A 25,603-nucleotide genomic window follows, 5' to 3' on the forward strand; every position below is an offset into this window, starting at 1 on the left:
CGCAAGCTCCATTATAAGCGCCAGGGGGCCTGTAAGCCGGGTTCTGTCTCCGCAGACGGTATCCGAAACCGGACCGTATCCGCGGCGGCAGCCATTCGTCTGGGCCGCGGATCGCTCCGCGGCTCAAGCAGCCAACCCGGGCGGTCGCAGCTGTTACACTCGGGGCGAAACACCCCGGCCCTCTTGCGAGAGCGCGCCACCCCTATTCGGCCTTGCTCCGGGTGGGGTTTGCCATGCGGGCGCTGTTACCAGAACCCCGGTGCGCTCTTACCGCACCCTTTCAGCCTTGCCTGATCTCCCGAAAGAGCCATCGGCGGTCTACTCTCTGCGGCACTTTCCCTACGGTTGCCCGCGGCGGGCGTTACCCGCCACCCTCGTTTCGTGGAGCCCGGACTTTCCTCGGATGCGAACACCCGCGGCTGCCCGGCCCCCTGGCACAAGCCCCTATAGGGTCAGAGACGGCTTAGGAAAAGCCGCCTCGTATAACTGTCAGCCTGCATCGCCTCCGATATTTGCCAGCGTCTCGTCAGGCGAAAGCAGATAACGCCAGATGACGGCGCCGATGGCGGCACCCACAAGGGGCGCGAGCCAGAATAGCCAGAGCTGCCCGACAGCACCGGTTTCGGCATAGAACGCAACGCCGGTCGAGCGTGCGGGATTTACCGAAGTGTTGGTAACCGGAATCGAGATCAGGTGGATCAGGGTCAGGCCAAGCCCGATCGAGATCGGCGCGAAACCGCCCGGTACCTTGTCGGAAGTCGATCCCAGAATGATGACCAAGAACGCCGCAGTCAGGACGATTTCAGCCACAAGCGCGGCCTGCATCGAATAACCGCCGGGCGACAGATCGCCGAAACCGTTGGAGGCAAATCCTCCCGGGGTCCAATCGGCGACACCCGAAGCTATGACGAACAGCGTCCCTGCAGCGCAGAAGGCGCCGATAAGCTGCGCGCCCCAATAGGGCAGTAAATCCTTCCAGGCGAAGCGGTTGGCGACTGCCAGGCCCAGCGAAACCGCCGGGTTGAAATGTCCGCCAGAAATTCCGCCTACGGCATAGGCCATGGTCAGAACCGTCAGGCCGAAAGCCAGTGCCACCCCTACAAAACCGATCCCCAGATCGGGGAATGCGGCGGCAAGGACAGCCGCGCCGCAGCCACCGAAACGAGCCAATAGGTACCGAAGAATTCTGCGAAAAGTTTCCTTAGCATTGGAGTTCTCCCTCTCCCGACTTCGGAAAGAGTGCCCAAATACTAACAAAGATCAAATCAGCCTGTTGAAAACTACCGCGTTACGCCCCGGTCACGGTCGAGCAGGAGCTGAAACAGGATCGCTCTTATCTCGCCGTCAATCTCGCCATCGATCTTGCGCGGGCGCCAGCGTCGCTGGAAGGCTTCGACCGCTTTGTGCCCATCGGTAATGTCGTATCCGAACCGTTCGAGCGCGAGATAGAACGCGCCGTCATTGTCGAACGGGTCGCCAAGTTCGATCTTGGGTGTCGGCAGGCATAGCCCGTATTCGGCCAGCCTTTCCCACGGGAAAAGCTCGCCCGGATCGATTTTGCGCGCCGGCGCAACGTCGGAATGGCCCACCACATTGGCGCGGGGGATATTGTGCTCTTTCACCATCCGCGCGACCAGCGGCACGAGTGCTTCGAACTGCGCTTCGCTGAAATCCCTGTAACCGTGCAAATGGCCGGGATGATCCAGTTCGATTCCGATGCTGGCGGAATTCACGTCCTTATGCCCGCGCCAGTAAGAAAGGCCTGCGTGCCACGCGCGCTTTTCTTCAGCGACGAGACGGGTCACCTCGCCCGCTTCGGAAATGAGGTAATGCGCGGAAACCTTGGCTTCCGGATCGCACATACGCTCCAGCGCGACATCGGCGCTGGTCATCTCGGTATAATGGATGACCACCATCGAGACCGGCAGGGTACGCTCGTCGAAATTGGGCGAGAGTCGCTCGCGATGGACGAGTTCGTCTCCGGTCGAGCCGCCCTCGCCGCTCAACCGATCAGCCCTTCCGGCTCGGGCAGGACCGCACCAAGCACCAGGGCTTCGTCGGTGCGCGCATATTGCAGACCGCCACCCGATTCCTCGGCCAGCAGAGCGATCATGTGCGCTGCGGCAGTGCGGCTCGACAGCTCGGAGGACGGCAGGCTGCCTTCGATCGCCTTGCCGATAGTTTCGTCAAAAGCGATCTTGGGCCCGGTGGCGCGAACCACGATCTCGCAATTGCCATCGCGCACTTCCGCGCCGACATCCAGCGTGCCGCCGCGCACCAGCGCATCGATTGCGATCTGGGCGAAGTTGAGCAGGACTTTCACGGACGGCTTGGAAAGATTGGCGGTTTCGATCGCCCAGTTGATCTGGATCTTGTCGTTATCGCCCGCCAGCGCCTCGATCAGCGAACGCGGTTCCGCAACGTCGACGCGGTCGCCGAAGCCTCCTGCTGCACCGAACGCGAGGCGGAAGAACTTGAGCTTGTTGGTGGAAATCGTCGCGCTCTGTTCGAGCAGTTCCATCACGCTCTTGCGCATTTCCGGATCGGTTTCCACCGCCAGCAATTCGAGCCCGTTGCTCAGGGCCCCCACCGGGCTCAACATGTCATGGCAAAGGCGCGAGCAAAGCATTGCCGCAAGATCGGTGGGATTGCTGTCGGTCATTAAAGCCCCGTCGGGAATGGAAATTGGTTGCGGTCTTCTAGCGTTCGCGAACCACATAGGGAAGCGCCGTGAAGCCGCCATCCCCTGCCCGCCAAAAGGTGACTCGATCCGACGCGATTATCGCCCATACCGCCCCGTCGCCTGCCGCCATGGCCGCATCTTCCGCAGAAGGGCCGTCGCGGCCGTTGGGGTGCGAATGGTAATACCCCAGCACAGCCGGGCCGCCGCTACGGGCATTGCGATGGGCATCGACGAGCTGTTGCGGGTCGATCTCGAAATGCCGTTCGGGCTCAGGGTGAACATTGGTCGCGGGGCGGACTTCAGTGATCCGGTCGCCTTCTCCCAGCAGCACGCCGCAGCATTCGCGCGGGTGCGCCGAGGTTGCCTGCGATACCATGGCCTCGACAAGGCGGCTTGAGAGTTCGAGCGTCATCGCCCATGGCGATAGCATGTCTTCGCCGGAAATCCTCACTGGAGTGCTGACTTCGCCCGGAAGGCTCGACAAGGCGTTGGCCGAAGCGTCCGGCCTGTCGCGCGAGAGGATCAAGGCGCTGATCGCCGAAGGCGCGGTCACGATCGGAAAGACCGTGGCGAAATCGGCCTCCGCCAAGGTGCAGGGCGAGGAGAATTGGCGCATTGCCCTGCCCGCTCCGACACCGCTCGACACTCCGGCGCAAGACATTCCGCTGGTGGTCGTCTACGAGGACGACGACCTGCTGGTCGTCGACAAACCCGCCGGAATGGTCGTCCATCCCGCCGCGGGAAACCAGGACGGGACGCTGGTCAACGCGCTGCTCCATCATTGCAGGGGCAGGCTGTCGGGGATCAACGGGATCGAACGGCCCGGCATCGTTCACCGGATCGACAAGGATACCAGCGGCTTGCTGGTGGTGGCCAAGTCCGATGCCGCTCACGAAGGCCTCGCCGCGCAATTTGCCGACCACTCGATCACCCGCCGCTACCTGGCTATTTGCGCCGGACACCCAAACCCGCCCGCCGGGACCGTTTCCAGTAGGATCGGACGCTCCGACAGGGACCGGAAGAAGATGGCGGTGCTGCCCGACACCTCCTCCCGCGGAAAGCACGCGGTGACTCATTACGAGACCCTGCGCCTGCTCGATCACTGCGCACTGATCGAATGCCGGCTCGAAACCGGGCGCACGCACCAGGTCCGCGTTCACTGTGCATCAATCGGTCATGCGCTATTAGGAGACCCTGTCTACGGCCGCACTCCGAAGCCCCTTAGAGGCTTGCTCGACGAGCTGCATTTCGAACGCCAAGCCCTCCATGCAGCACGTCTGGGACTCAGGCATCCTATCAGCGATGAAAGCCTGGATTTCCGCGCCGAAATGCCTGCCGATATGCGGGAACTTATCGACGAAACCGCACGTTGAAATCGACGAAAGACAGATGCATTTTTCCGCAGATTGCGGTATAAGTAACCCAGTGGCCCGATAGACCGGATGCCCATCAGGGGTCCGGCAAACGAGGTCGACGCTAGAAAGGTCAGGAATAAGTGAGCAACACCAAATCTTTGAGCGTTCCGGCGCTCGGCGGGGAGCAGAGCCTCAACCGCTATCTTTCCGAAATCAAGAAGTTCCCGGTGCTGACGCAAGAGCAGGAATACATGCTCGCGAAGCGCTACGAGGAACACGACGATCCCGATGCTGCGGCGCAGCTCGTGACGTCTCACCTGCGACTCGTCTCGAAAATCGCGATGGGTTACCGCGGCTATGGCCTGCCGGTTTCCGATCTCATTTCCGAAGGTAACGTCGGCCTCATGCAGGGCGTGAAGAAGTTCGAAGCCGATCGCGGCTTCCGCCTCGCGACCTATGCGATGTGGTGGATCAAGGCGAGCATCCAGGAATATATCCTGCGCAGCTGGTCGCTCGTGAAAATGGGTACCACTGCCGCGCAGAAGAAGCTGTTCTTCAACCTGCGCCGCATGAAGAAGAACCTCGACGCTTACGAGGATACGGACCTTCATCCCGACGACGTGAACAAGATCGCGACCGATCTCGGCGTGCCCGAGCAGGAAGTGATCAACATGAACCGCCGGATGATGATGGGCGGCGACGGTTCGCTCAACGTCTCCATGCGCAACGGCGAAGAAGGCTCGGGCGAATGGCTCGACTGGCTGACTGATGATCGTCCGCTTCAGGACGAGACGGTGGCCGACGCGGAAGAAAAGGAAGTCCGCCACGAAATGCTCGTGGAAGCGATGGACAGCCTCAACGACCGCGAAAAGCACATTCTCACCGAACGTCGCCTGACGGACAATCCGCAGACGCTCGAGGAATTGAGCCAGGTCTACTCGGTCAGCCGCGAACGCATCCGCCAGATCGAGGTGCGCGCTTTCGAAAAGCTGCAGAAGGCGATGAAGGCCATTGCCGGCGAGAGGCTTCTGCCGGGCGCTGCCTAAATCGCGACCATATGACATCGAAACGGCGCGGGGCTTTCCTCGCGCCGTTTTTTTATCCAAGGGCAATCCATGCGTTTTCTCGTCCGTTTCCTGTTCAAGTTCCTGCTCGGCTTCGTGGCCCTCAGCCTGCTGCTGGTGCTGACGTTCAAGTTCGTACCGGTTCCGGTAACGGCGACCATGGTGATGAACGGTGACGGGATCACCAAGGACTGGGAGCCGCTGTCGAACATCGACCGGAACCTTGTACGGGCAGTTATCGCTGCGGAGGACGGCAAGTTCTGTACGCATGACGGCTTCGACCGCGAGGCTATCGAGAATGCCATCGAACAGAACGCCAAGGGTGGCCGGATTCGCGGCGGGTCGACGATCAGCCAGCAGACCGCGAAAAACGTCTTCCTGTGGCAGGGCGGAGGCTATTTCCGCAAAGGGCTGGAAGCCTGGTTCACCGTCCTGATCGAGAATATCTGGGACAAGCGGCGGATCATGGAAGTCTATCTGAATGTCGCGGAGACGGGCATTGGCACATACGGCGCCGAAGCGGGAGCGCAGCGCTATTTCCGTAAGTCGGCGGCGAGCCTCACGCCCCTCGAAGCGGCACGCATGGCCGCCGCCCTTCCGCTGCCGCAGGAACGCTCGGTGACAAATCCCGGCGGCTGGCTGCGCAGACACGGGAACACGATTTCGGCGCGCATTGGCGTGGTGGCGCGGGACGGGCTCGACAGCTGCATCTACGAATAGCCTCTTTCCGCTGACAGGATATCTCGCTGTAATGTTTGCCTTTCGAGGCCAGTGATGGTCTGAGGGCAGGAAGCAACGCAAGGAAGGCATTGGCAGTTGGGCATAGGCCACAGCCATGATCACGCAGGTGGGCATGACCACGACCATTCCGGGCACGGGCATTCCCATGCACCGAAGGATTTCGGCCGCGCATTCCTGATCGGCATCATCCTCAACACCGGCTTCGTCTTCGTCGAGGCGGTGTACGGATGGATTTCCGGCTCAATGGCGCTGATCGCGGATGCCGGGCACAACCTCTCCGACGTGCTGGCCCTGCTACTGGCCTGGGGCGCCAGCGTCGCTGCCAAGCGTCCTCCGAACGAGCGATTCACTTATGGCTACAAGAGCTCGACCATTCTCGCAGCCCTCGCCAATGCTGCGTTGCTGCTGATCGCGATCGGCGCCATCGCATTCGAAACGGCGCACCGCATTTCCAATCCCCAGCCGGTCCAGGGCATGACCATGGTCATCGTTGCGGGCATCGGCATCGCCATCAATACCGGCACTGCCCTCCTCTTCCTGCGCGGACGGGAGCACGACCTCAACATTCGCGGCGCTTTCCTGCACATGGCAGCGGATGCGTTGGTGAGCCTTGGTGTCGTCCTCGCCGGTATCGCCATTATCTACACTGGCGCACTGTGGATCGATCCGGCGGTCAGCCTCGTCATCGTTGCGGTCATCGCATGGGGCACCTGGGGGCTGCTGAAGGACAGTGTCGCAATGAGCCTTCTGGCGGTGCCGAAAGGCATCTCGGAAAAGTCCGTGCGCACTTACCTCGCCTCGCTCGACGGGGTGGAGGCCGTCCACGATCTGCATATCTGGCCGATGTCGACCACAGAGACCGCGCTTACGGCGCATCTCGTAATGCCAGCCGGCCATCCCGGCGATGAATTCCTCTACGAAGTCGCGGACGAATTGGAACATCACCACCGGATTCAGCACGCAACTATCCAGATTGAGAAAACACGGTCACAGAGATCGAATTTCTGCGCCTAGAAAACCGCAGAATTTAGCCGTTTCTCCGGAACGTCAGTCCTGCCGAGTGCTTGTGTCACTGGACGGGCAGAAAATTCGGAGAGTTTCCTTGCCTATTACTAAGAAAGTCAAAGCCGCTGCTGCAGCATCGGTCCTCGCCATGGGCGGTTTCGCCCTTGCCGCCGGCGCGCCGGCCCTCGCCCATAATCACGGCGCGAAGAAGTCCCAGCCCAATATCGTAGAAGCCGCCATGAGTACCGGCATCCACGAAACGCTGGTCACCGCCGTCGACACTGCAGGTCTTGTTGAGACACTGTCGTCGCCCGGCCCCTACACCGTCTTCGCACCGACCGACGACGCATTCGGCGAGCTGCCGGACGGCACGGTCGAGAGCCTGCTGCTGCCCGAAAACCGCGATACGCTGACCACCATCCTGACCTATCACGTGGTGGCCGGCCGCATCCCGGCAGCGCGCCTGTCGCAGGCCATCCGCCAGTCGGGCGGAAGCTATGAATTCGAGACGCTGGCCGGCGAAACTCTGACCGCCAGCTTCGATGGCAGCGCAATCGTCGTCACCGATGCCGCTGGCCGTGAAGCCGAAGTCATCCAGGCCGACGTGAAGACCACCAACGGCGTCATCCACGTCACGGACAGCGTTTTCCTGCCCGGTTAAGGTCCAGCTCCCGGCACTGCCGTGAGCGTTGTATCCCCTTCGCACATCAGTGCCGACTGTCCCGCCCGGTTCCGCAAAGCGCCGGGCGGGACTTTTATTTGCCCTTGAGCGTCAGCGACCAGTTTCGCGGCGCGGTTGAGGCGACGCCAACAGGCGTTTTCGGCGCATAGGGACTTTCGAGGCTTTCCACCTCTTCCTGGGTCAGGTCGAGCGACATCGCTGACACCGCCGCCGCAATGTGGCCATCCTTGGTCGCCCCGATAATCGGCGCGGTGATCCCGTCGACTGCGAAATGCCATGCGAGCGCCACGGTCGCCCGTGACACGCCGCGCCCCTCGGCGATCTTGCCGACAGCTTCGACGATAGCGCGGTCCGCATCGACATTCTGCGTGTAGAGCATCTTGCCGAAACCATCGGTTTCGCTGCGCACGGTGCTTTCGTCCCAGGCCCTTGCCAGCTTTCCGCGTGCCAGCGGCGACCACGGAATGATCCCGACGCCCTGGTCCCGGCACAGCGGGATCATTTCGCGCTCTTCCTCGCGATAGAGCAGGTTCACGTGGTTCTGCATCGAGATAAAGGGCGTCCACCCGTTTGCGCGCGCCACCTCCTGCGCCTTGGCGAATTGCCATGCCGCCATGGAGGACGCGCCGATGTAGCGCGCCTTGCCCGACTTCACGATATCGTGCAGCGCCTCCATCGTTTCCTCGATCGGCGTGCTCTCGTCCCAGCGATGGATCTGGTAGAGATCGACATAGTCCATCCCCAGCCGGTCCAGGCTGTCATCCATCGCCTGGATCAGGCTTTTGCGCGAAAGCCCGCCGGCATTGGGCGCCTGCCGCCAGGGCAGGAAGGCCTTGGTCGCCACCACGATCTCGTCACGCTTTGCAAATTCGGGCAGCAGCCTGCCGACCACTTCTTCGGACGCACCCATCGAATACATATTGGCCGTGTCGAAGAAATTGATCCCCGCCTCCACCGCCTCGCGGATGAAGGGGCGGCTCTCCCTTTCGGACAGCACCCAGTCGCCGTGCCAGCCCCTGCTGGTGTCGCCATAGCTCATGCAGCCGAGGCACAGGCGGGAGACCTTGAGGCCGGACCGGCCGAGATTGACGTATTCCATGTTCACATCCTTGCCGGGTGACGAAGGCGACAGTGTGTCGCCTTTGCAAATCGGCTCTTAGTGTTTGTTTTCAAACCTATTCTCAAAACGACATCCGGTTGACACCTCGATGCACAGTTTCGTCCGTCCCCACTCATCAGGACTGCCATTTACCGCCCGGGTAGGAAAGGAGAAGCGTCGGCGCGATCAGGCCAGCGACAACCCGCCGTCCACGCTGATCGTCTGGCCGACGACGTAATCGGCAAGCGGCGAGGAGAGGAACAGGGCCACCCCTGCCATGTCCTGCGGCAGCCCCAAGCGTCCCCGCGGCGTGCTCTTGATAGTGGCATCGCGGAACTTCTCGTTGCCGAGGAAAGCATCGTTGATCTTGGTGTGGACATAGCCCGGAGCAATGCCGTTCACGCGAATACCTTCCGCAGCGAAAGCCACGCCCAGGGATTTGACCATGCTGATTGCGGCCGCCTTGCTGGCGCCGTAGGCCGGATTTCCGATCAGTCCTCGATAGCCGCCGATGGAGCTGACGATGAGCAGCGAGCCGCCCGTATCGGCCAGCTTCATGCGCACCGCATTGGCGCAATCGAGCAGGGAGTCGAGATTGACCGCCATCACGGCATCCCACCCTTCGCGGGTGAATTCCTCGCGATTGTAGCGGGCGATGCCCTGGCACAGCACCACCACATCCAGCCGTTCGGGCCATTCGAAGGCATCGACCGCATCGCGGTCGCTGACGTCGAGCGAATGGAAAGTCAGCCCTTCCATCACGCTGCCGTCGGCCTCCGAGTAATCGTCCGCCTTGGCGCGCGTGCCGGTGACGTGGACGTCCGCGCCGTGATCGCGAAAGCCGTGGGCGATACCGTTGCCAATCCCACTTGTCCCTCCGATCACGAGGACGTTCTTGCCTGAAAAATCCAGCGGGTCGGTCATGGTATTCTCCTTAGATCGCGCGGCTGACGACTTCCTTCATGATTTCGTTCGTACCGCCGTAGATGCGCTGAACGCGGGCGTCGCGCCACAGGCGGGCAATGGGATATTCGTTCATGTATCCCGCACCGCCATGCAACTGCAGCGCCTGGTCGCAGCATTCCCATTGAAGGTCGGTATGCCACAGCTTCGCCGCGCTCGCCTCGTCCGTGGTCAGCTTGCCTTCCAGATGGCGCAGGATTGCCCAGTCCAGATGCGCCCAGCCGACCTGCAATTTGGCGGCAAGATCCGCGAGCACGAACTTGGTGTTCTGGAACTCGAATACCTTCCTGCCGAACGCCTTGCGGTCCTTGGTGAAGGCGACGGCCTCGTCGAAGGCGCGCTGGGCACCGGCCTGTGCGCCGACGGCGATGGACAGGCGTTCCTGAGGCAGCTCTTCCATCAGGTGAATGAACCCGCGCCCTTCCCCGCCGAGCAGATTGTCCTTCGGCACTCGGCAATCCTGGAAGAACAATTCGGATGTATCGGCTGCGTGCTGGCCGATCTTGTCGAGATTGCGCCCCCGTTCGAAACCTGGAGTACCGGCATCCACGAGAATTAGCGAAGTGCCCTTGGCGCCCTGGCTTGGATCGGTCTTGGCGACCACGATCACGACATCGGCATTCTGGCCGTTGGTGATGTAGGTTTTTGATCCGTTGATGACCCATTCGTCGCCGTCGAGAACGGCGGTCGTGCGCACGCCCTGCAGATCGCTGCCCGCGCCCGGTTCGGTCATGGCAATGGCGGTGATGATGTCGCCGGACACCATGCCGGGCAGGTATTTCGCCTTCTGCTCGTCCGTGCCGAGCCGCTCGAAATAATTGACCGTGATGTCGTTCTGCAAAGTGAAACCTGCAGATGAGCCGAGGTACGACAGCTCTTCAGCAATGACGCAGTTGAACCCGAAATCGAGGCCGAGGCCGCCATTCTCCTCAGCCACGGTGGGGCAGAGCATGCCAGCCTCGCCCAGCGCCTTCCACGCTTCGCGGCCGACAATGCCCTCTTCCTCGTGCTTGTCGAGGAAGGGGGTCATGTGTTCGGCAAAGACCCTGCGCACCGTGTCGCGAAAGGCCTCGTGGTCTTCGTTATAGGCGAAGCGCTTGGCGGTATCGAGCATGGCGGGCGGCTCCTAGGCGTCGATGAATCCGGCGAGGCGCTGGCGGATGATCTTGTCCGCATCGGCCATGATGCCGTCGATCAGTTCCTTGCAGGTCGGGATGTCGTTGATGAGCCCGGCCACCATGCCGCACGACCACGCGCCCGCGTCCATGTCACCTTCGGTCATGATCCGCGGATAAACGCCGGCGACCTGTTCGATGATGTCCTCGAACTTGAGATCATCGCCCTTCTGCTTCTCGATTTCGAGCAGTTCCTCGACCGCATCGTTGGTCATCACGCGCTCGGTATTGCGCAGCGGGCGCATTACGAGGCGGGTGTCGAGCTCGCTCGCCGCGACGATCGCCTTCTTCACGTTCTCGTGCACCGGCGCTTCCTTGGTGGCGATGAAGCGCGTGCCCATGTTGATGCCGTCGGCGCCCATGGCGAGGCTGGCGACGAGGCTGCGGGCATCGGCCTGGCCGCCGCTGGCGACGAAGGGGATTTCCAGCTCGTCCGCCGCACGCGGGAGCAGGATCATGTTCGGGATGTCGTCTTCGCCCGGGTGGCCGCCGCACTCGAAGCCGTCGACCGACACCGCGTCGCAGCCGATCGACTGGGCTTTCAGGCTGTGGCGCACGCTGGTGCATTTGTGGATCACTTTGACCCCTGCATCCTTGAAGAAGGGCAACACCTGCGCCGGGTTGTTGCCTGCCGTTTCCACGATTTTCACGCCGCCTTCGATGATCGTCCGTACGAGGCCCGGATAGTCGGGTGCATTGACCGTCGGCAGGAAGGTCAGGTTCACGCCGATCGGTTTGTCGGTCATGTCCTTGCAACGCGCGATTTCGTTCGCCAGCTTTTCCGGAGTGCCCTGCGTCAGCGCGGTGATGATACCGAGGCCACCCGCATTGGATACCGCCGCCGCCATTTCCGCAAAGCCGACGTAATGCATGCCGCCCTGGATGATCGGATGCTCGATGCCGAACATTTCGGTGATACGCGTTTTCATGATGGCTGCCTCTCCTGCTGGTTGCTTTTCGCAACCGGTATCGGGGCAATTGTGTCGAGTCTAGCGCTTCGACAGGCGTTGCAGCGCTTCCATCAGTTCGGCTCCGCGTTCCGTAAGGGCAAGGCCGCCGGAAGTTTTCTCGGCCAGCCCCTCATGCTCGAGGTCTTCGCCGGTGGGAGAGCGCATCACACGGCCGTAATTGCCAGAATGATAGATCAACGGCTCTGCTTCGCGCCGTTCGAAGTCGATTACTTCGCCAAGGAAAATGGCGTGGTCGCCGCCCTCGTATTCGAACCGGGCACGACATCCGAAGCGCGCGGCGTAGCCTTCGATCAGCGGGGCGCCCTCCGGCCCGTCTTCGGCGGCGAGTCCGTCAAACTTGTCCTGTCCCGGCTGAGCGAAGCGGTCGGACATCGCCTGTTGGTCTGCGGCGAGCACATGCACGGCCCAGCTCTTCGCTTCGCGGAAGACCGGCAGACTGCCGGAATGCAGCGACAGGCTCCACAGGACCATCGGCGGATCGAGGCTGACCGAGTTGAAACTGTTCGCCGTCAGGCCGATGGGGCGCCCGCCCTCGTCCCGCGTCGTCACGATGGTGACGCCGGTCACGAAGGAGCCGAGAGCGCTGCGGAAAGCCTGCGGGTCGAACATTGCCGGTGAGCGCTAACCCGCGCCGTGGCCAAGGGCAAGGATTACGCCGGAGCGGGGCCGTATTTCTGGACGTATTGGCCGTGACCCGGCATTCTTTCGACCAGCCAGCGGATCGATTTCTCCATCTCGTCGACCTCGCCCGCCATCTGGGTTGCGACATTATCGGCCATTGGGCTGTTGCCGACCATCGAGATGCCTTGGCCCATCATGACTGCCGCCCAGCTGGTGGTAGTAAAAAGCTCGTCTTCTTCGCGAAGCACCTGGCCATTCGCCTTGAATATCTCAACCTTCTCGGTGAGCGTATCCGGCACCTCCATGGTGCGAACATGATCCCAAAAGGGCGAATCGTTCCGGCGTGTCGCGTTGTAGTGCAGGACGAGGAAGTCGCGGATCCGCTCGTATTCCTTGCGCGTGATCCGGTTGTAGGTGCTGATCTGCGCCTCGTTGACCCCGTCCAGCGACAGCAAGGCAATCAGCTTGTTGACGCCCGTGTTGATGAGATGGATCGAGGTCGATTCCAGCGGTTCCATAAAACCCGATGCAAGGCCGATGGAGACGACGTTCTTGTTCCAGAACTTTTTCCGCCGCCCCGTCACAAAACGCAGGAAATTGGGTTCCGCCGTCGGCTTTCCCGCGAGGTTTTTGACCAGAATGTCATGCGCCTCGTCATCCGACATGAATTCACTGCAATAGACGTGGCCATTGCCGTTGCGATGCTGGAGCGGGACCTGCCATTGCCAGCCCGCAGCATGCGCCGTCGCCTTGGTGAAAGGCGGAGGCGGAGACCCGTCGTCGCGATTGCAGGGCAAGGCCACCGCGCGGTCGCACGGCAGCAAATGGGTCCATTCTTCGTATCCCGTCTCGAGAGCCTGCTCGATCAGCAATCCGCGAAAGCCGGAACAATCGACGAAGAAATCGCCCTCGATCGTCTGGCCGCTCTGGAGGGTTACCGACTTAACGAAGCCGCTTTCCGCATGCAGCGAAACATCGTCGACGCGCCCTTCCTGGCGCACGACACCGCGCTTTTCCGCATATTGCCGCAGGAAGCCGGCATAGCGCGTGGCGTCGATGTGATAGGCATAGTTCATCGGCGGCAGGTCATCACGGTTATAATCCTGCGTGCGCGAGAAGCGCCCGAAATAGGCTGCCATCGTCTCGAGATTGAACGCTTGCAAAGGCCTCTTGTCGCCGCGCTGGCGAAGGGCATGCCAGACCTGGTGGAAATTGATGCCACCAAGGTCATATCCGTAATTACCGAAGGGGTGGATGTAGCTTTCGCCGACCTGCCCCCAATTGCTGAACTGGATGCCCAGCTTGAACGTGCCCTGCGTCGCCGAGAGCATTTCGCGCTCGTCGATTTCCAGCGCCTGGTTGAATTCCACGAATGGCGGGATCGTCGCCTCGCCCACACCGACCGTACCTATCTGCTCGGATTCGATGAGAGTGATCTTCAGGTTACGTCCGTCACGGATGCGCGAAAGTGCGGCTGCGGCCATCCAGCCTGCGGTGCCGCCACCCACGATTACGATATGTTCGATAGCCATTAAGACCCCATGCCAGCAAAGGGCAGCTGTTGCCAGTCTGCCACGATTGTTGTGAACGTTCATATTGTATGTTGTGAACGCTAACAAGTAGCGATATATGACAGAATGAATGCAGGATTCGTCCTGACATATCGCTTGGGACCCAGGGAGGATACATGTCTCGCACCAACTCAGCCGCCGCCACGTATGGGCGCCGCATTGCCGCATTGACGACCGCGTCGAGCCTTGCGCTCGTCGCTGCACAGCCTGCTTTCGCGCAGGATGCGGATGAAGATCTCACCGAAGAAAGTGCCGGCGGCACTCCGGAAGAACTCGACGAGCAGAACGTCATCGTCGTCACCGGTATCGCTGCCTCGCTGCGCAGCGCGCAGGACATCAAGGAGCGGGCCGATACCGTCGTCGACGTCATCACGGCTGAAGACATCGGCGCACTGGCCGACCGTTCGGTCGCCGAAGCGCTGCAGCGTGTCCCTGGCGTCAACATCGGTCGCTTCGAGAAGACCTCCGATCCCACCCGTTTCTCTGTTGAAGGCACCGGCGTCATCATCCGCGGTCTGCCCGACAATTTCGGTCGCTCGGAGCTGAACGGTCGTGACATCTTCTCCGCCACCGGCGGTCGCAGCCTGAGCTTCGAAGACGTATCGCCCGAACTCGTCGGCCGCGTCGAAGTCTTCAAGAACGTTACCGCGGACATGATCGAGGGCCAGATTTCGGGTCTCGTCAATCTCGTCACGCGCAAGCCGCTGGACAAGCCCGGCCTGAACGTCGCCGGCTCGATCGAAGCCAACTATGGCGACCTGCGCGAAAAGTGGTCGCCGACCTACAACCTGCTGGTTTCGGACACATTCGACAGCGCGCAGGGCACCTTTGGTGTCCAGCTGAGCTACTCGAACTCGAAGCTCAAGAGCCGCACCGACTCCTCGCAGGCGATCGATCCCTGCTACCGTCCGGCCGACCTGAGCGGCGGATGCCAGCGCGTATTCGACCTCAATTCCGGCGGTTTCGGTGACGAACCGAACTTCCAGCCCAATGAATTCCCGCCCTCCGGCTCCGTCCTGGTGCCGCAGTACGCTGGCGTTCGCACCACCGATCTCGACCGCGACCGCGAAGCGATCTCGGGTGTCGCCCAGTTCGAAACGCTCGACGGCGGCCTCCTGATGACGCTGGAATACCTGCGTTCGGAAACGACTTTCTCGACCGAAGAATTCGCCCTGATCGGCCGCATGGACGATGGCGTTTCCTCGCCGGAACCGCGTTCGGACAGCAACTGGCAGTTCGAAGACGGCAAGTTCGTCAGCGGCATCCTCACCGACAATGTCGGCGATGCCTATGCAACGCCCTTCGGTCTCGGCGGTATTCCGCTCGACAGCCTGCGCTTCCTGCGTGACACCAAGAGCGTCACCCAGGACATCTCGTTCGATATCGACACGATCTTCTCGGATCGCTTTCGCGGTAACTTCGAAGCGCAGTACATCAAGTCTGACCTGACCCGCGATTCCGTATTCGGCGCGATGAGCACCTGGGCCGACATTGATCTGGACCTTTCGGGCGAAACCCCGAACGTCCAGTTCGTCGCACCGCTCGGCGCACCGGCGGACTACTTCAGCTCGGGCTTCTACACTTACTACTGGTTCGGCCTCGACAGCCGCGAAGACAACGATGCCGACATGTTCAGCCTGCGCGGCGACTTCGAGTACGACATCAGCGAAGATGGCTTCTTCAAGAAGGCCCGCTTCGGTGCTCGCTGGGCTGCCCGTGAGCGCACGACGCGGAACACCAACTTCAGCACCTGGGGCAACCTGTCGGCTCCGTGGGCCGGCCGTGGCGGCTGTGCGCCGTGGGGCGAAGGTCCGGGCTGTAACCCGGGCGGCGCCGGAACGATCTCCTATGACTGGGGTCAGCCTGGCTTCACTCCGGGTCGTTTCTACACGGGTCTTCCTGGTCAGGAATTCGCGATTGCCGGCGGTGCGTTCACGGATGAATTCCCGAACTTCTCGCAGCTGCGTTCGCCCTTCGCGGACGGTTTCCAGCGCGGCGAAGTTGCGACCCCGATCCCGGGCGGCGAAGCCTGGTTCTACGGCGGCGACGACTTCCTGCAGGATTACCTCGACGGTACGATCGATGGCCAGTGGGACGAGCTCACGACCTTCTCGCAGACGCCGGAACGCTTCAACCTTGGCGTGAACGGCCGCCAGCGCACGCTGCTCGATGGCCGCGTCGTCCAGTGTGACCCGTTCTGCCCGTCGGAAATTTCCGACGTGGCCGAAACGACTACCGCTGCCTATGCTCGTGTCGATTACGGCATGGACTTCGACAATGGCTGGTCGATCGGCGGTAACATCGGCCTGCGTTATGCCGACACGCTCGTACGTACCGATTCGCTGGTCGCATTCCCCGATCCGGCGCAGTTCGATGCAGTTGATAATGGTGGCAACGGCGACGGCATCGTGCAACCGGACGAAATCTCCGGCTCCTGCCCGGTCCTGCCGCCAGACGCGCCGATCGATCCGGACACGGGTTCCGCATTCGGACCGCAGATCCTCTATTGCGATTTGGAAGGTGCGCGCCTGGCCGAATATGCCTCGCTGTTCACCGGCGAAGTCATACGCGACAACCGCGACATCACCTTCGATCACTGGCTGCCGAGCTTCAATATCAGGCTCGACACCAACACCGGCTTCGTCCTTCGCGGCGCCGTTTCGAAGGGCATCGTCCGTCCCGATCTGAACAACTTCAGCGCAGGCGGGGTCTTCGGTTTCAGTGGCCGTGTCGATAGCGGTCCGCTGCTCTCGATCACCACGGGTAACCGCGGTGTTCGCCCGGTCGAATCGTGGAACTACGATGTGTCGGCAGAATGGTACTTTGCCGAAGTCGGCTCGCTTACGGCTGCCTTCTTCATCAAGGACATCACCGGCCTGATCGACCAGGGTACGGGTCTGCAGACCTACACCGCGGAAAGCGGCACGACGGCTGACGTCATCATCACTGGCCCTGCCAATGATTACGACGGCACGCTCAAGGGCTTCGAACTGGCTTACCAGCACAAGTTCGACTTCCTGCCTGGTCTGCTCGACGGCTTCGGGGTGCAGGCATCCTACACCTACATCGATGCCGGCGACTTCACGAACCCGACGCTGTCGGACATCGGCAACCCGTCGGTCGCCGACGGTGCCTCGCCGCAGAACGTCGGACCGTTCCAGGCACAGCTGCCGTTGCGTGGTTTCTCCGAATCCACCATCAACGGCGTGATCTTCTACGAGAAGGGACCGTTCTCGGCCCGTGCCGCTTACAATTGGCGTAGCGAGTTCCTGGTCACGCCGCGAGACGATCTCTTCCCGTTCTCGCCGACGTTCCAGGAAGCGGGCGGACAGCTGGACGCATCGATCTTCTACACGGTCAACGAGAACCTGAAGATCGGCGTGCAGGGCGTGAACCTGCTCGACGAAGTGACCAAGCTCTCGACCGTGGTCGATTACGACGGCACGCGCTTCATCAGTAACGCCTTCCGTAACGATCGCCGTTACACCTTCCTCGCCAGGTTCAATTTCTAAGAACCGGGGTTGAAGGCAGGAAAACACTACGGGCCCCGGTTGCGAGACCGGGGCCCGTTTGTCTTCCGACTCTTGAAAAAACGCATCCGGACCATTCCAAATCCTGACCGCCAGGATTAGGTTGGCTGTGGACCGGTCGATATCCAATTGACCATTCGGGGGTTTCGTTATGGGCAGGCGCCGTCAGGCCGTGACCATCAAGCACGTGGCAGCAGACGCTGGGGTTTCGCTCCAGACGGTCAGCCGCGTCATAAACAACGAGCCCAATGTGCGGCCCGCGATGAAAGAGCGGGTCCAGGCGAGCATCGACAAGCTCGGCTATGTCCCCTCGATCGCTGCCCAGCGGATGAGCGGTTCGCGGTCCTATCTCATTCTTGCGATCAACGACCGTGACCTGACCATTGCCGACTGGCGTGCGCGCGAAGGCCGCGACTGGGTCGACCAGATGCTGCTTGGCGGGATGCTGACCTGTGCAGAACACGGCTATCGCATGCTCATCGAGTTGGTCGATACGCACAACGACCATGTCGAGCGCGAACTGGGCGCGGCCATCGCGGCCCTGCAGCCAGATGGCGTGATCCTCACCCCGCCCCACTCCGGCAACCCGCTGATCACCGGCCTTCTTGCCGAACGCGGCATACCGTTTGCGCGGATCGGCTCGACCGACCCGGGTCCGGGCATCCCCATGACCATGGGCGATACGCACAACGCACGAATAGCGACCGAGCACCTGCTCGACCTCGGCCACGAAAGGATCGGCTTCATTGCAGGCCCATCCGAATTCAGCCTTTCCGACTGGCGTATCGCCGGCTGGAAGGAAGCCATGTTCGCCGCGAAACTTCCGACCGACGGCCTGTGCGAGCGCGGTGACTTCGGTTTCGACAGCGGGCTTGAAGCGGCACGAAAGCTGCTCTCCCTGCCCCAGCGTCCTACGGCGATCATCGCCAGTAGCGACCAGATGACCTTTGCCAGCATGCAAGTGGCGAAGGAAATGGGCCTGCGCATTCCCGAAGACCTTTCGGTCATCAGTTTCGACAATTCGCCGATCGTGCGGTTTACGCAGCCCCCCCTTACCGCGGTCGACCAGCCGATCGCCGCAACGGCATCGCGGGCGGTCGAATTGCTGATCGACGCCAAGAAGGGCCAGCTCCCTACCGAGCCGGTCCGCGTAAAGGGCGAATTGGTCGTTCGTGGTTCGACCGGCCCTGCTCCCGCCTGACCGGATGGAACTAGGCGACACCCGGCACCGGCAGACCAGCCGCTTCCTGTGGCTCTATGCGCTGGCAGCGGCAGGCGGTGCGGTCGCCTATGTCCCATTCCTAACCCTGCTGCTCCCGGTCCGGGTGGGCGAGCTGGAGGCCACCGATACGATCGGCGCCTTGGCCTATATTGCGTTCGCCGGGGCTATTTCGGCCAGCATTTCGAACATCGCATTCGGCTGGCTCAGCGATATCACGCGCAATCGCCGCGGATGGATTTTGGCCGGGCTTGCCCTTTCATCGGTTTTGCTCGTCAGCGTGCGCAGGACAGACAGCGCGGCCGAGCTACTGGGCGTAATCGTAGTCTGGCAAATCGGCTTAAACATGATGCTCGCCCCTCTTGCGGCCTGGGCAGGTGATTGCGTGCCCGATGAACAGAAGGGCAGGCTTGGCGGCCTGCTGGCATTCGCCCCTGCGCTCGGCGCGCTATCGGGTGCCTTGGTCACCATCCCCGGTGTTGCCGATGCCGATGCCCGCCTGAGCCTCGTCGCAGCCATCGTTGCGATATGCGTGCTTCCCGTCGTGCTTTTCGGAAAGCCGATTGCCATGCCGCACCTGACCGCGGCACCGGCGGCGAGCGAAAGCGACGCGGCAGTCGCCCACAGGCAGCCGAGGAGCACAGTCGCCCGGATGTGGCTGGCGCGACTGCTCGTCCAGATCGCTGAAGCCGCGCTATTCGCCTATTTGCTGGTATGGTTCGCAACGATCGACGCCGATTTCGGCGACAATCGAACAGCCACGGTTTTCACCCTTGTCCTGGGCCTGTCGATACCCTTGGCGATGCTTGCCGGTCGCTGGTCGGATCGCAACGACAGGCCGCTTCTGCCGCTGGCCATCGGATCGGGGATAGGCGCGGCGGGCCTGGTCATCATGGGTATCGCGGATACGCTGTCGAGCGCGATTTTCGGCTATGTCATCTTCGGCCTGGCGACCAGCGTATTCCTGGCTCTGCATTCCAGCCAGACCCTTCGGTTCCTGCCCAAGCCGGCAACGCGCGGGCGCGACCTCGGCATCTTCAACCTGACAAACACCGTTCCCAGCCTCATCATGCCGTGGCTGACGCTGGCACTCGTGCCCCTGTTTGGCTTCGATGCGTTGTTCTTGCTGCTTGCAGGACTGGCGGGCATAGCGACCGTGCTCCTCCTCACAGCCAAGCGTTGAATCTGATGGCTTGATTTTCCTTGAAAGTCGTGTCACTTCTCGCGATTGATAACGTTCTCAATTCAATGAGGGCGCGGAGGGAAAAGATGATCAAGGCGTATTGGACGGCATCGGCGGCGGCCCTTGCCCTGGCCGGTTGCTCGGCAATTCCGGCAGAGGTCGAAACCACCCCGGTGCCAGTTGCCGAAGTCCCAGAAGACGCGCGTGTCGCCGACCTGATTTCCCGGATGAGCGTGGAGCGCAAGGTCGCGCAGCTGATCCAGCCTCAGATCAATTCCTTCACACCCGAAGACATGCGTCGCTATCGTTTCGGTAGCTATCTCAACGGCGGCAATGGCGGCCCTTATGGCGACGAATTCGCCCCGGCTTCCGAATGGCTGCGCTATGCCGACGAGATGTATCTCGCCTCGGTCCAGCCGCAGGAAAATGGCGAACCGATTATCCCGACCATATGGGGCACGGACGCCGTCCACGGCCACACCAATGTCGTTCAGGCCACGATCTTCCCGCACAATATCGGCCTTGGCGCGACCCGCGATGCCGACCTGCTGCGACGGATCGGCCATGCCACGGCAGTCGAGATCGAAGTAACGGGCATCGACTGGAATTTCTCGCCCACCGTGGCCGTCGCGCGCGACGACCGCTGGGGCCGCACATATGAAAGCTATTCGGAAGATCCGAAGATCGTCGCCCCGCTCGGTGCGGCGCTGGTCGAGGGTCTGCAGGGCACCAAGGGCGATCCGGACCGTCTGGGCGCAGGCCATGTCATAGCCACCGCGAAGCATTTCTTCGGCGATGGCGGGACCGATCAAGGTGTCGACCAGGGCGAAGTGAACGGCGACATCGAAGAACTGAAGGCGCTGCACGCCTATCCCTATCCGGCAACGATCGACGCCGGTGTCGAAACGATCATGGCCAGCTTCAATTCGGTCAACGGTCGCAAGATGCACGGCAACGAAGCGCTGCTGACCGATTTCCTGCGCGGCGAACTTGGCTTCGATGGCCTGGTGGTCGGCGACTGGAATGGCCACGGACAGGTTAAGGGCTGCACCAACACCGATTGCCCGCAGTCGCTTCTCGCCGGTCTCGACATCTACATGGTCCCCGACGACTGGAAGGGCCTGCTAGAAACGCTGGTCGCACAGGTCGAAGACGGCACGATCCCGATGGCGCGCCTCGACGAAGCCGTGGGCCGCGTGCTGCGCATGAAAATGCGCGCGGGGCTCCTGGACGAATTCGTAAAGCCTTCCGACCGTCCGAACGCAGGCAATTATGCGCTATTGGGCTCTGCCGAACATCGCGCCATCGCGCGCGAGGCGGTCGCCAAGTCGCAGGTTATCCTGACCAACAACGGCGTCCTTCCCCTAAAGGAAGGGGCGAATGTCCTCGTTGCCGGTAGCGCCGCCGACAGCATCGCGCAGGCTTCGGGCGGCTGGACGCTGACCTGGCAGGGCGGCGGCGACCTTACCAATGCGAACTTCCCGGGCGCGACCTCGATCTGGTCGGGTCTCGAAAGCGCTGTCGAAGCAAGCGGTGGCAACGCCACGCTGTCGCAGGACGGCAGCTACACAGCCAAGCCCGACGTTGCAGTCGTGGTGTTCGGCGAGGAACCATATGCGGAATTCGCAGGCGACCGGAAGCACCTCGGCTTCCCGGACACCGAAGGGCTCGAACTGCTGCGCAAGTTCAAGGCCGAAGGCGTACCGACTGTGGCCGTATTCCTTTCCGGTCGTCCCATGTGGATGAACCGCGAATTGAACATCGCAGATGCCTTCGTGGCATCCTGGCTCCCGGGCGGCGAAGGCGCAGGCATTGCCGACGTACTGACTGGCGCAATGCCCGCGACCGGCAAGCTCGGTTTCAGCTGGCCTGCCACGTGCGACTTCGGTCCGCTCAACGGACCCGACGGGGCGCTGTTTACCGTGGGCTATGGCCGCACGCTGGCAGACACCAGCGCATTGCCGACCCTCGATGAAACCTGCGCCCCGCTCGAACAGGGCGCTGCGAAGGACTGGTATGTCAGCGGTCGCCTGGCCGACGGCGTGCTCGCCAACACGGCAACCGGCAAGCTCGACAATCTGCGCGGATCGGCAGGCGGCATCACCGCCCGCGGGATCGACCGCACTGCTCAGGAAGATGCCCGCGAGCTTACGTTCAACGCAGGCTCCATCCTCGAACTTGTCCAGGGGGACGGCGACGATGGCTATGGCTATCGCATCGTCTACGAAGTCGAAAACCGGCCGCTTGCGCCTTTCTATGTCAAGGTCGGCTCGGGCGAACCGCTCGACATCACGCAGCAACTGGCTGTCGCGGCAGGCAAGGGTTATCGCGAGATGATCATCACTTCGGCCTGCGCAACGGACCTCGGCCCGACGCTGGCACTGGGTTCCGAAGGCGATTTCACGATCAATATCGGATCGGTCGTGCGCGAAGAATTTGCAGAGGGGACCGACTGCTCGTTCTGACGGGCATTCGTATTTGCTTTGCGTGGCGGCTCTGTGCTGGCACACCGACAAGGATAATGGGTCGCGCGGCGTTTGACCGGCGACCATTGGGGAGAAAATTGAATGGCTTTGGCACCTGACGTTGCGTCAAGCACCGATCCCAATCCGATTGAGATCGACGATGACACTCCCCCGGTGGATGCACCGGGGCTGCAATATTTCGTCTTCGGACTGTTTTTTATTTTCGGCGGGATCACGTCGCTTAACGACGTCATTATCCCGAAGCTGAAAGAGCTGTTCACGCTCAGCTGGACCGAAGCGATGCTGGTGCAGTTCTGCTTTTTCGCAGCTTACCTCATCATCGGCATTCCGGGTGCAAAGCTGGTCAAGAAGCTGGGCTACATGCGCGGCGCGGTGGCGGGTCTGTTGACCATGATGTTGGGCTGCCTGCTCTTCATTCCGGCCAGCCAGACAGCGACTTATATCGTCTTCCTTGGCGCGCTGTTCGTCCTCGCCAGCGGGGTCGTGATCGTACAGGTCGTGGCCAATCCGCTGATCTCCTTGCTCGGCCCGCCCAGCACGACGCATAGCCGTCTTACCTTCGCCCAGGCATTCAACTCGCTCGGCACGACCGTCTTCCCGATCGTGGGCGCGGTCGTCATCCTCGGCAGCCTTGCAACCGTGAGCGCCGACGAATTGTCGGGACAGGCGCTGATGGAATATCGCCAGGCCGAGAGCGAAGCGATTTGGCAGGGCTATCTCGGTCTTGCAGCGCTGATCGCGGTCGTGGCCATCGCAGTCTGGCTGTTCCGTAACCGCCTGCCGCACGATTCCAAGATCATGGGTGATGGCGAGCTGGTTACTTGGGGGCGTTACCTCGTCGGCCTCGCGCTGGTCGTTGCCGGCGTCTTCGCGGCGATCCAGATCAACCCCTGGCTCGGCGTTGCGCTGATCCTGGCGGCTCCTGCCGTGTGGCTTTACGACAACCCGCTGCTGACCCGTACGCGCTTCAGCTTCGGCGCGTTGTGCATCTTCCTGTATGTCGGCGCCGAGGTCTCGATCGGGTCGGTCATCATCAATTACCTGTCGCAGGAACGCGTTCTGGGTGAGCCGGAAAGCGTCATCGGCTGGATGATCGGCCTCTACTGGGGCGGCGCGATGGTGGGCCGTTTCATCGGCAGCTATTTCCTGCGCATCTTCAGCCCGGGCAAGATTCTCGCCTTCAATGCGACGGGTTCGATCCTGTTGATCATCATCAGCGCGATGACCTCGGGCGAAGTGGCAGCTTACAGCCTGCTGGCGGTCGGCCTGATGAACTCGATCATGTTTCCGACCATCTTCTCGCTGGCCTGCGAAAAGCTCGGCCCGCGTGCTGCAGACGGATCGGGCATCATCAATGTCGCGATTTTCGGCGGGGCGGTGGTTCCGCTGCTCTACGGTGTGGTAGCCGATGCGACCGGCGGCGACCTGGCCTTCGCCATGATCATCCCGATCGTGTGCTACGCCATCATCGCAGCCTTCGGCATCTTCGCAAGAAGGCCTGCCGTAGCCTGACGCCGGCCATGACCGACACATTCGGGGGTTCGCATGGAGGCTTCGGTCTGCCATGCGGCCCCCGAACTGGTTTCTACTGACGGGATTTCGCATGACCGACGCCGAATTGGCAGCCCACCTCGCCGAATGCGCAGGCAAGATCCTGCTCGAAGTGCGCGCTAGTGGCATGTTCGAAGGCAAGGCACTGGGCAATGCCGGTGACGAGACTGCGAACCAGTTCCTGTGTCACGCCCTGCGCCGCCAGCGCCCCGACGATGGCCTCCTGTCCGAAGAGAGCAAGGACACCAGCGAACGCCTGTCCAAACAGCGGGTGTGGATCGTGGACCCCGTGGACGGCACCCGCGAATATGGAGAAGAGCGTAGCGATTGGGCGGTCCATGTCGCGCTATGCGTGGACGGCAGGCCGGAAGTGGGCGCGGTCGCCCTGCCCGGCCTTGGCAAGGTTCTTTGCACCGGCAAGCCGGGCGAACTGCCCGAAATGGCCGCAAAGCCCCGCATGGTCGTCAGCCGCACGCGCCCTGCAGCGGAGGCGGTTGCTGTCGCAAACGCGATCGGTGCTGAGCTTGTGCCGATGGGATCTGCCGGGGCCAAGGCGATGGCCGTGGTGCGCGGCGAGGCGGAAATCTATCTCCACACCGGCGGCCAGTACGAATGGGACAGCGCGGCCCCTGTCGCGGTCGCCCTCGCTCATGGCCTCCACGCCAGCCGGATCGACGGCAGTCCGCTCGTTTACAACCAGGCCGACACCTACATGCCTGACCTGCTCATCTGCCGCGCGGAATATGCCGAAACCGTGCTTGCCGAAGTGGCGAAGCTTTCCGCCTAGCCCTCGACCTGAGCCAGCAATTGGCGCGCGCGGGAGAGATGCGGACGATCCAGCATCTTGCCGTTATGGCCGATGGTCCCTGCCCCCGGGTTCGCGTCGAATAACGCCACGATTTCGCGTGCCTCGGCGATTTCCTCTGCGCTGGGCGAGAATGCCTCGTTGATGACCGGGACCTGCGCGGGGTGAATCGCCAGCATCCCGCGATAGCCGTCGCGGCGCACTTTCTGCGCGCGGTCCTTCAGACCTTCGAGGTTGCGGAAATCCCCGTCGATGGTCTCGATGGCCGGAATCCCGGCAGCCGCAGCGCCGAGCAGCGTGAGGCTGCGCGCGAGTTCGTAGGTGAAAGTATAGGCGCCGTCCTCGCCAAGGTTCGACATGGCACCGATGGAGTCGGCTAGGTCCTCTGCCCCCCAGGTCATCGCCGCAAGCCGCGGGGCACCGGCATAATCGCCGGTAGTGAACATGGCGGCGGCGACTTCGGTCACCAGCGCGATTACCGGGGTCGAGCCCGGTTCGATCCCGAGCTCCATTTCCAGCGGCGTCATCAGCGCATCGAGCGCCTCCACATCGTGCCGCCCGCGCGATTTGGGCAGCATGATCCCGCCTGGCCTGCCCGGCAGGATTGCGGCGATGTCGTCTGCCGTATGCGGTCCGTCGAGCGGGTTGACCCGCACCCACAGGCGCGTCCGCTCCCCTTCGCTGCGCGCCAGCAGGAAGGCGCGGATGGCCTCGCGCGCAGCGGGTTTGGCATCTTCGGCAACGGCATCCTCGATATCGAAGATGACAATGTCCGCCTCGCCCTCTGCCGCCTTGGTCATCTTGCGCTCGCTATCGCCGGGCGCGAAGAGCCAGGAGCGGAACCGGATGGGAAGCGATGGCTGGTTAGTCACTGGGACAATCCTCTCGTCACGGTAGGC

Annotated in this window: 21 protein-coding genes, 1 other RNA gene and 1 pseudogene; 11 read left to right on the plus strand and 12 right to left on the minus strand. The window is 62.1% G+C overall.

Going from position 1 to position 25,603, the window contains the following annotated elements:
- Window positions 1–16: 16 nt before the first annotated feature.
- The 5 genes and pseudogenes from rnpB to GRI34_RS07960 all read right to left on the minus strand — a co-directional run bounded on the left by rnpB (window position 17) and on the right by GRI34_RS07960 (window position 3,095).
- Window positions 17–435, minus strand: an RNA gene (rnpB, locus tag GRI34_RS07940) — RNase P RNA component class A.
- A 54-nt stretch (window positions 436–489) separates the two neighbouring features.
- Window positions 490–1,208: pseudogene (aqpZ, locus tag GRI34_RS07945) on the minus strand (aquaporin Z).
- Between the two features lie 72 nt (window positions 1,209–1,280).
- Window positions 1,281–1,916 carry an N-acetylmuramoyl-L-alanine amidase gene (locus tag GRI34_RS07950; RefSeq protein WP_160596448.1) on the minus strand — a complete coding sequence of 212 codons (636 nt, stop codon included), beginning with the start codon at window positions 1,914–1,916 and terminating at the stop codon, window positions 1,281–1,283.
- Between the two features lie 86 nt (window positions 1,917–2,002).
- The gene (locus GRI34_RS07955; RefSeq protein ID WP_160595470.1) at window positions 2,003–2,662 is read right to left on the minus strand and encodes a histidine phosphotransferase family protein; all 660 of its coding nucleotides are present in this window, start codon (window positions 2,660–2,662) and stop codon (window positions 2,003–2,005) included.
- Window positions 2,663–2,699: 37 nt separating this feature from the next.
- Entirely contained in the window at window positions 2,700–3,095 is a 396-nt protein-coding gene (locus GRI34_RS07960) for a Mov34/MPN/PAD-1 family protein (protein WP_160595471.1), read from the minus strand.
- Window positions 3,096–3,111: 16 nt separating this feature from the next.
- On the opposite strand from GRI34_RS07960, the gene GRI34_RS07965 reads away from it, so the two are divergent.
- From GRI34_RS07965 to GRI34_RS07985, 5 genes are all read left to right on the plus strand, one after another.
- On the plus strand, window positions 3,112–4,056 hold the full coding sequence (locus GRI34_RS07965) for an RluA family pseudouridine synthase (protein ID WP_160595472.1): 945 nt from the start codon (window positions 3,112–3,114) through the stop codon (window positions 4,054–4,056).
- A gap of 122 nt (window positions 4,057–4,178) precedes the next feature.
- On the plus strand, window positions 4,179–5,084 hold the full coding sequence (gene rpoH, locus GRI34_RS07970; protein ID WP_177201865.1) for an RNA polymerase sigma factor RpoH: 906 nt from the start codon (window positions 4,179–4,181) through the stop codon (window positions 5,082–5,084).
- Window positions 5,085–5,153: 69 nt separating this feature from the next.
- The gene (gene mtgA, locus GRI34_RS07975; protein ID WP_090480543.1) at window positions 5,154–5,822 is read left to right on the plus strand and encodes a monofunctional biosynthetic peptidoglycan transglycosylase; all 669 of its coding nucleotides are present in this window, start codon (window positions 5,154–5,156) and stop codon (window positions 5,820–5,822) included.
- 96 nt (window positions 5,823–5,918) lie between these two features.
- Window positions 5,919–6,857, plus strand: a complete 939-nt coding sequence (locus tag GRI34_RS07980) for a cation diffusion facilitator family transporter (RefSeq protein ID WP_160595473.1) — start codon at window positions 5,919–5,921, stop codon at window positions 6,855–6,857.
- Window positions 6,858–6,945: 88 nt separating this feature from the next.
- Entirely contained in the window at window positions 6,946–7,509 is a 564-nt protein-coding gene (locus tag GRI34_RS07985; RefSeq protein ID WP_160595474.1) for a fasciclin domain-containing protein, read from the plus strand.
- 94 nt (window positions 7,510–7,603) lie between these two features.
- Here GRI34_RS07985 and GRI34_RS07990 read toward each other — a convergent pair whose 3' ends face one another.
- The 6 genes from GRI34_RS07990 to GRI34_RS08015 form a co-directional block, all read right to left on the minus strand.
- Window positions 7,604–8,629 carry an aldo/keto reductase gene (locus GRI34_RS07990; protein WP_160595475.1) on the minus strand — a complete coding sequence of 342 codons (1,026 nt, stop codon included), beginning with the start codon at window positions 8,627–8,629 and terminating at the stop codon, window positions 7,604–7,606.
- Window positions 8,630–8,815: 186 nt separating this feature from the next.
- Window positions 8,816–9,553: an SDR family NAD(P)-dependent oxidoreductase gene (locus GRI34_RS07995; RefSeq protein WP_160595476.1), complete on the minus strand. Its 738-nt coding sequence runs from the start codon at window positions 9,551–9,553 to the stop codon at window positions 8,816–8,818.
- A gap of 10 nt (window positions 9,554–9,563) precedes the next feature.
- Entirely contained in the window at window positions 9,564–10,706 is a 1,143-nt protein-coding gene (locus GRI34_RS08000) for an acyl-CoA dehydrogenase family protein (protein WP_160595477.1), read from the minus strand.
- Between the two features lie 12 nt (window positions 10,707–10,718).
- Window positions 10,719–11,696, minus strand: a complete 978-nt coding sequence (locus GRI34_RS08005) for an NAD(P)H-dependent flavin oxidoreductase (protein ID WP_090480527.1) — start codon at window positions 11,694–11,696, stop codon at window positions 10,719–10,721.
- A gap of 60 nt (window positions 11,697–11,756) precedes the next feature.
- Window positions 11,757–12,347, minus strand: a complete 591-nt coding sequence (locus GRI34_RS08010; protein WP_160595478.1) for a flavin reductase family protein — start codon at window positions 12,345–12,347, stop codon at window positions 11,757–11,759.
- A gap of 41 nt (window positions 12,348–12,388) precedes the next feature.
- Entirely contained in the window at window positions 12,389–13,891 is a 1,503-nt protein-coding gene (locus GRI34_RS08015) for a tryptophan halogenase family protein (RefSeq protein WP_160595479.1), read from the minus strand.
- Window positions 13,892–14,046: 155 nt separating this feature from the next.
- Here GRI34_RS08015 and GRI34_RS08020 point away from each other — a divergent pair, with 155 nt between their 5' ends.
- The 6 genes from GRI34_RS08020 (at window position 14,047) to GRI34_RS08045 (ending at window position 24,686) form a co-directional block, all read left to right on the plus strand.
- Complete coding sequence (locus GRI34_RS08020) at window positions 14,047–17,442, plus strand: TonB-dependent receptor (RefSeq protein WP_160595480.1); 3,396 nt, start codon at window positions 14,047–14,049, stop codon at window positions 17,440–17,442.
- Window positions 17,443–17,611: 169 nt separating this feature from the next.
- Window positions 17,612–18,661, plus strand: coding sequence for a LacI family DNA-binding transcriptional regulator (locus tag GRI34_RS08025; RefSeq protein ID WP_160595481.1), 1,050 nt, complete (start codon window positions 17,612–17,614; stop codon window positions 18,659–18,661).
- A gap of 4 nt (window positions 18,662–18,665) precedes the next feature.
- Window positions 18,666–19,862, plus strand: a complete 1,197-nt coding sequence (locus GRI34_RS08030) for an MFS transporter (protein ID WP_160595482.1) — start codon at window positions 18,666–18,668, stop codon at window positions 19,860–19,862.
- A gap of 86 nt (window positions 19,863–19,948) precedes the next feature.
- Window positions 19,949–22,327 carry a glycoside hydrolase family 3 protein gene (locus GRI34_RS08035; protein WP_199800136.1) on the plus strand — a complete coding sequence of 793 codons (2,379 nt, stop codon included), beginning with the start codon at window positions 19,949–19,951 and terminating at the stop codon, window positions 22,325–22,327.
- A 102-nt stretch (window positions 22,328–22,429) separates the two neighbouring features.
- On the plus strand, window positions 22,430–23,860 hold the full coding sequence (locus GRI34_RS08040; RefSeq protein ID WP_160595483.1) for a sugar MFS transporter: 1,431 nt from the start codon (window positions 22,430–22,432) through the stop codon (window positions 23,858–23,860).
- 91 nt (window positions 23,861–23,951) lie between these two features.
- Window positions 23,952–24,686, plus strand: a complete 735-nt coding sequence (locus GRI34_RS08045) for a 3'(2'),5'-bisphosphate nucleotidase CysQ (protein ID WP_160595484.1) — start codon at window positions 23,952–23,954, stop codon at window positions 24,684–24,686.
- Here GRI34_RS08045 and GRI34_RS08050 read toward each other — a convergent pair.
- A complete protein-coding gene (locus GRI34_RS08050; protein ID WP_407692141.1) occupies window positions 24,683–25,585 on the minus strand; it encodes an HpcH/HpaI aldolase/citrate lyase family protein in 903 nt (300 codons plus the stop codon). The genes GRI34_RS08045 and GRI34_RS08050 overlap by 4 nt on opposite strands.
- Window positions 25,586–25,603 lie beyond the last annotated feature (18 nt).

The sequence above is a fragment of the Qipengyuania aquimaris genome, from assembly GCF_009827445.1.
In the GTDB taxonomy this organism is placed as follows: Bacteria; Pseudomonadota; Alphaproteobacteria; order Sphingomonadales; family Sphingomonadaceae; genus Qipengyuania; species Qipengyuania aquimaris.

Bases quoted from the DNA above. Each gene is read 5' to 3' on its own strand.
- GRI34_RS08025 (WP_160595481.1), top strand. From the start codon at position 17,612: ATGGGCAGGCGCCGTCAGGCCGTGACCATCAAGCACGTGGCAGCAGAC.
- GRI34_RS08015 (WP_160595479.1), bottom strand. From the start codon at position 13,891: ATGGCTATCGAACATATCGTAATCGTGGGTGGCGGCACCGCAGGCTGG.
- GRI34_RS07965 (WP_160595472.1), top strand. From the start codon at position 3,112: ATGTCTTCGCCGGAAATCCTCACTGGAGTGCTGACTTCGCCCGGAAGG.
- GRI34_RS08000 (WP_160595477.1), bottom strand. From the start codon at position 10,706: ATGCTCGATACCGCCAAGCGCTTCGCCTATAACGAAGACCACGAGGCC.
- GRI34_RS08005 (WP_090480527.1), bottom strand. From the start codon at position 11,696: ATGAAAACGCGTATCACCGAAATGTTCGGCATCGAGCATCCGATCATC.
- mtgA (WP_090480543.1), top strand. From the start codon at position 5,154: ATGCGTTTTCTCGTCCGTTTCCTGTTCAAGTTCCTGCTCGGCTTCGTG.
- GRI34_RS08045 (WP_160595484.1), top strand. From the start codon at position 23,952: ATGACCGACGCCGAATTGGCAGCCCACCTCGCCGAATGCGCAGGCAAG.
- GRI34_RS08035 (WP_199800136.1), top strand. From the start codon at position 19,949: ATGATCAAGGCGTATTGGACGGCATCGGCGGCGGCCCTTGCCCTGGCC.
- GRI34_RS07955 (WP_160595470.1), bottom strand. From the start codon at position 2,662: ATGACCGACAGCAATCCCACCGATCTTGCGGCAATGCTTTGCTCGCGC.
- GRI34_RS08040 (WP_160595483.1), top strand. From the start codon at position 22,430: ATGGCTTTGGCACCTGACGTTGCGTCAAGCACCGATCCCAATCCGATT.
- GRI34_RS07995 (WP_160595476.1), bottom strand. From the start codon at position 9,553: ATGACCGACCCGCTGGATTTTTCAGGCAAGAACGTCCTCGTGATCGGA.
- GRI34_RS07960 (WP_160595471.1), bottom strand. From the start codon at position 3,095: ATGACGCTCGAACTCTCAAGCCGCCTTGTCGAGGCCATGGTATCGCAG.
- GRI34_RS07990 (WP_160595475.1), bottom strand. From the start codon at position 8,629: ATGGAATACGTCAATCTCGGCCGGTCCGGCCTCAAGGTCTCCCGCCTG.
- GRI34_RS08010 (WP_160595478.1), bottom strand. From the start codon at position 12,347: ATGTTCGACCCGCAGGCTTTCCGCAGCGCTCTCGGCTCCTTCGTGACC.
- GRI34_RS07950 (WP_160596448.1), bottom strand. From the start codon at position 1,916: ATGGTGGTCATCCATTATACCGAGATGACCAGCGCCGATGTCGCGCTG.
- GRI34_RS08020 (WP_160595480.1), top strand. From the start codon at position 14,047: ATGTCTCGCACCAACTCAGCCGCCGCCACGTATGGGCGCCGCATTGCC.
- GRI34_RS08030 (WP_160595482.1), top strand. From the start codon at position 18,666: ATGGAACTAGGCGACACCCGGCACCGGCAGACCAGCCGCTTCCTGTGG.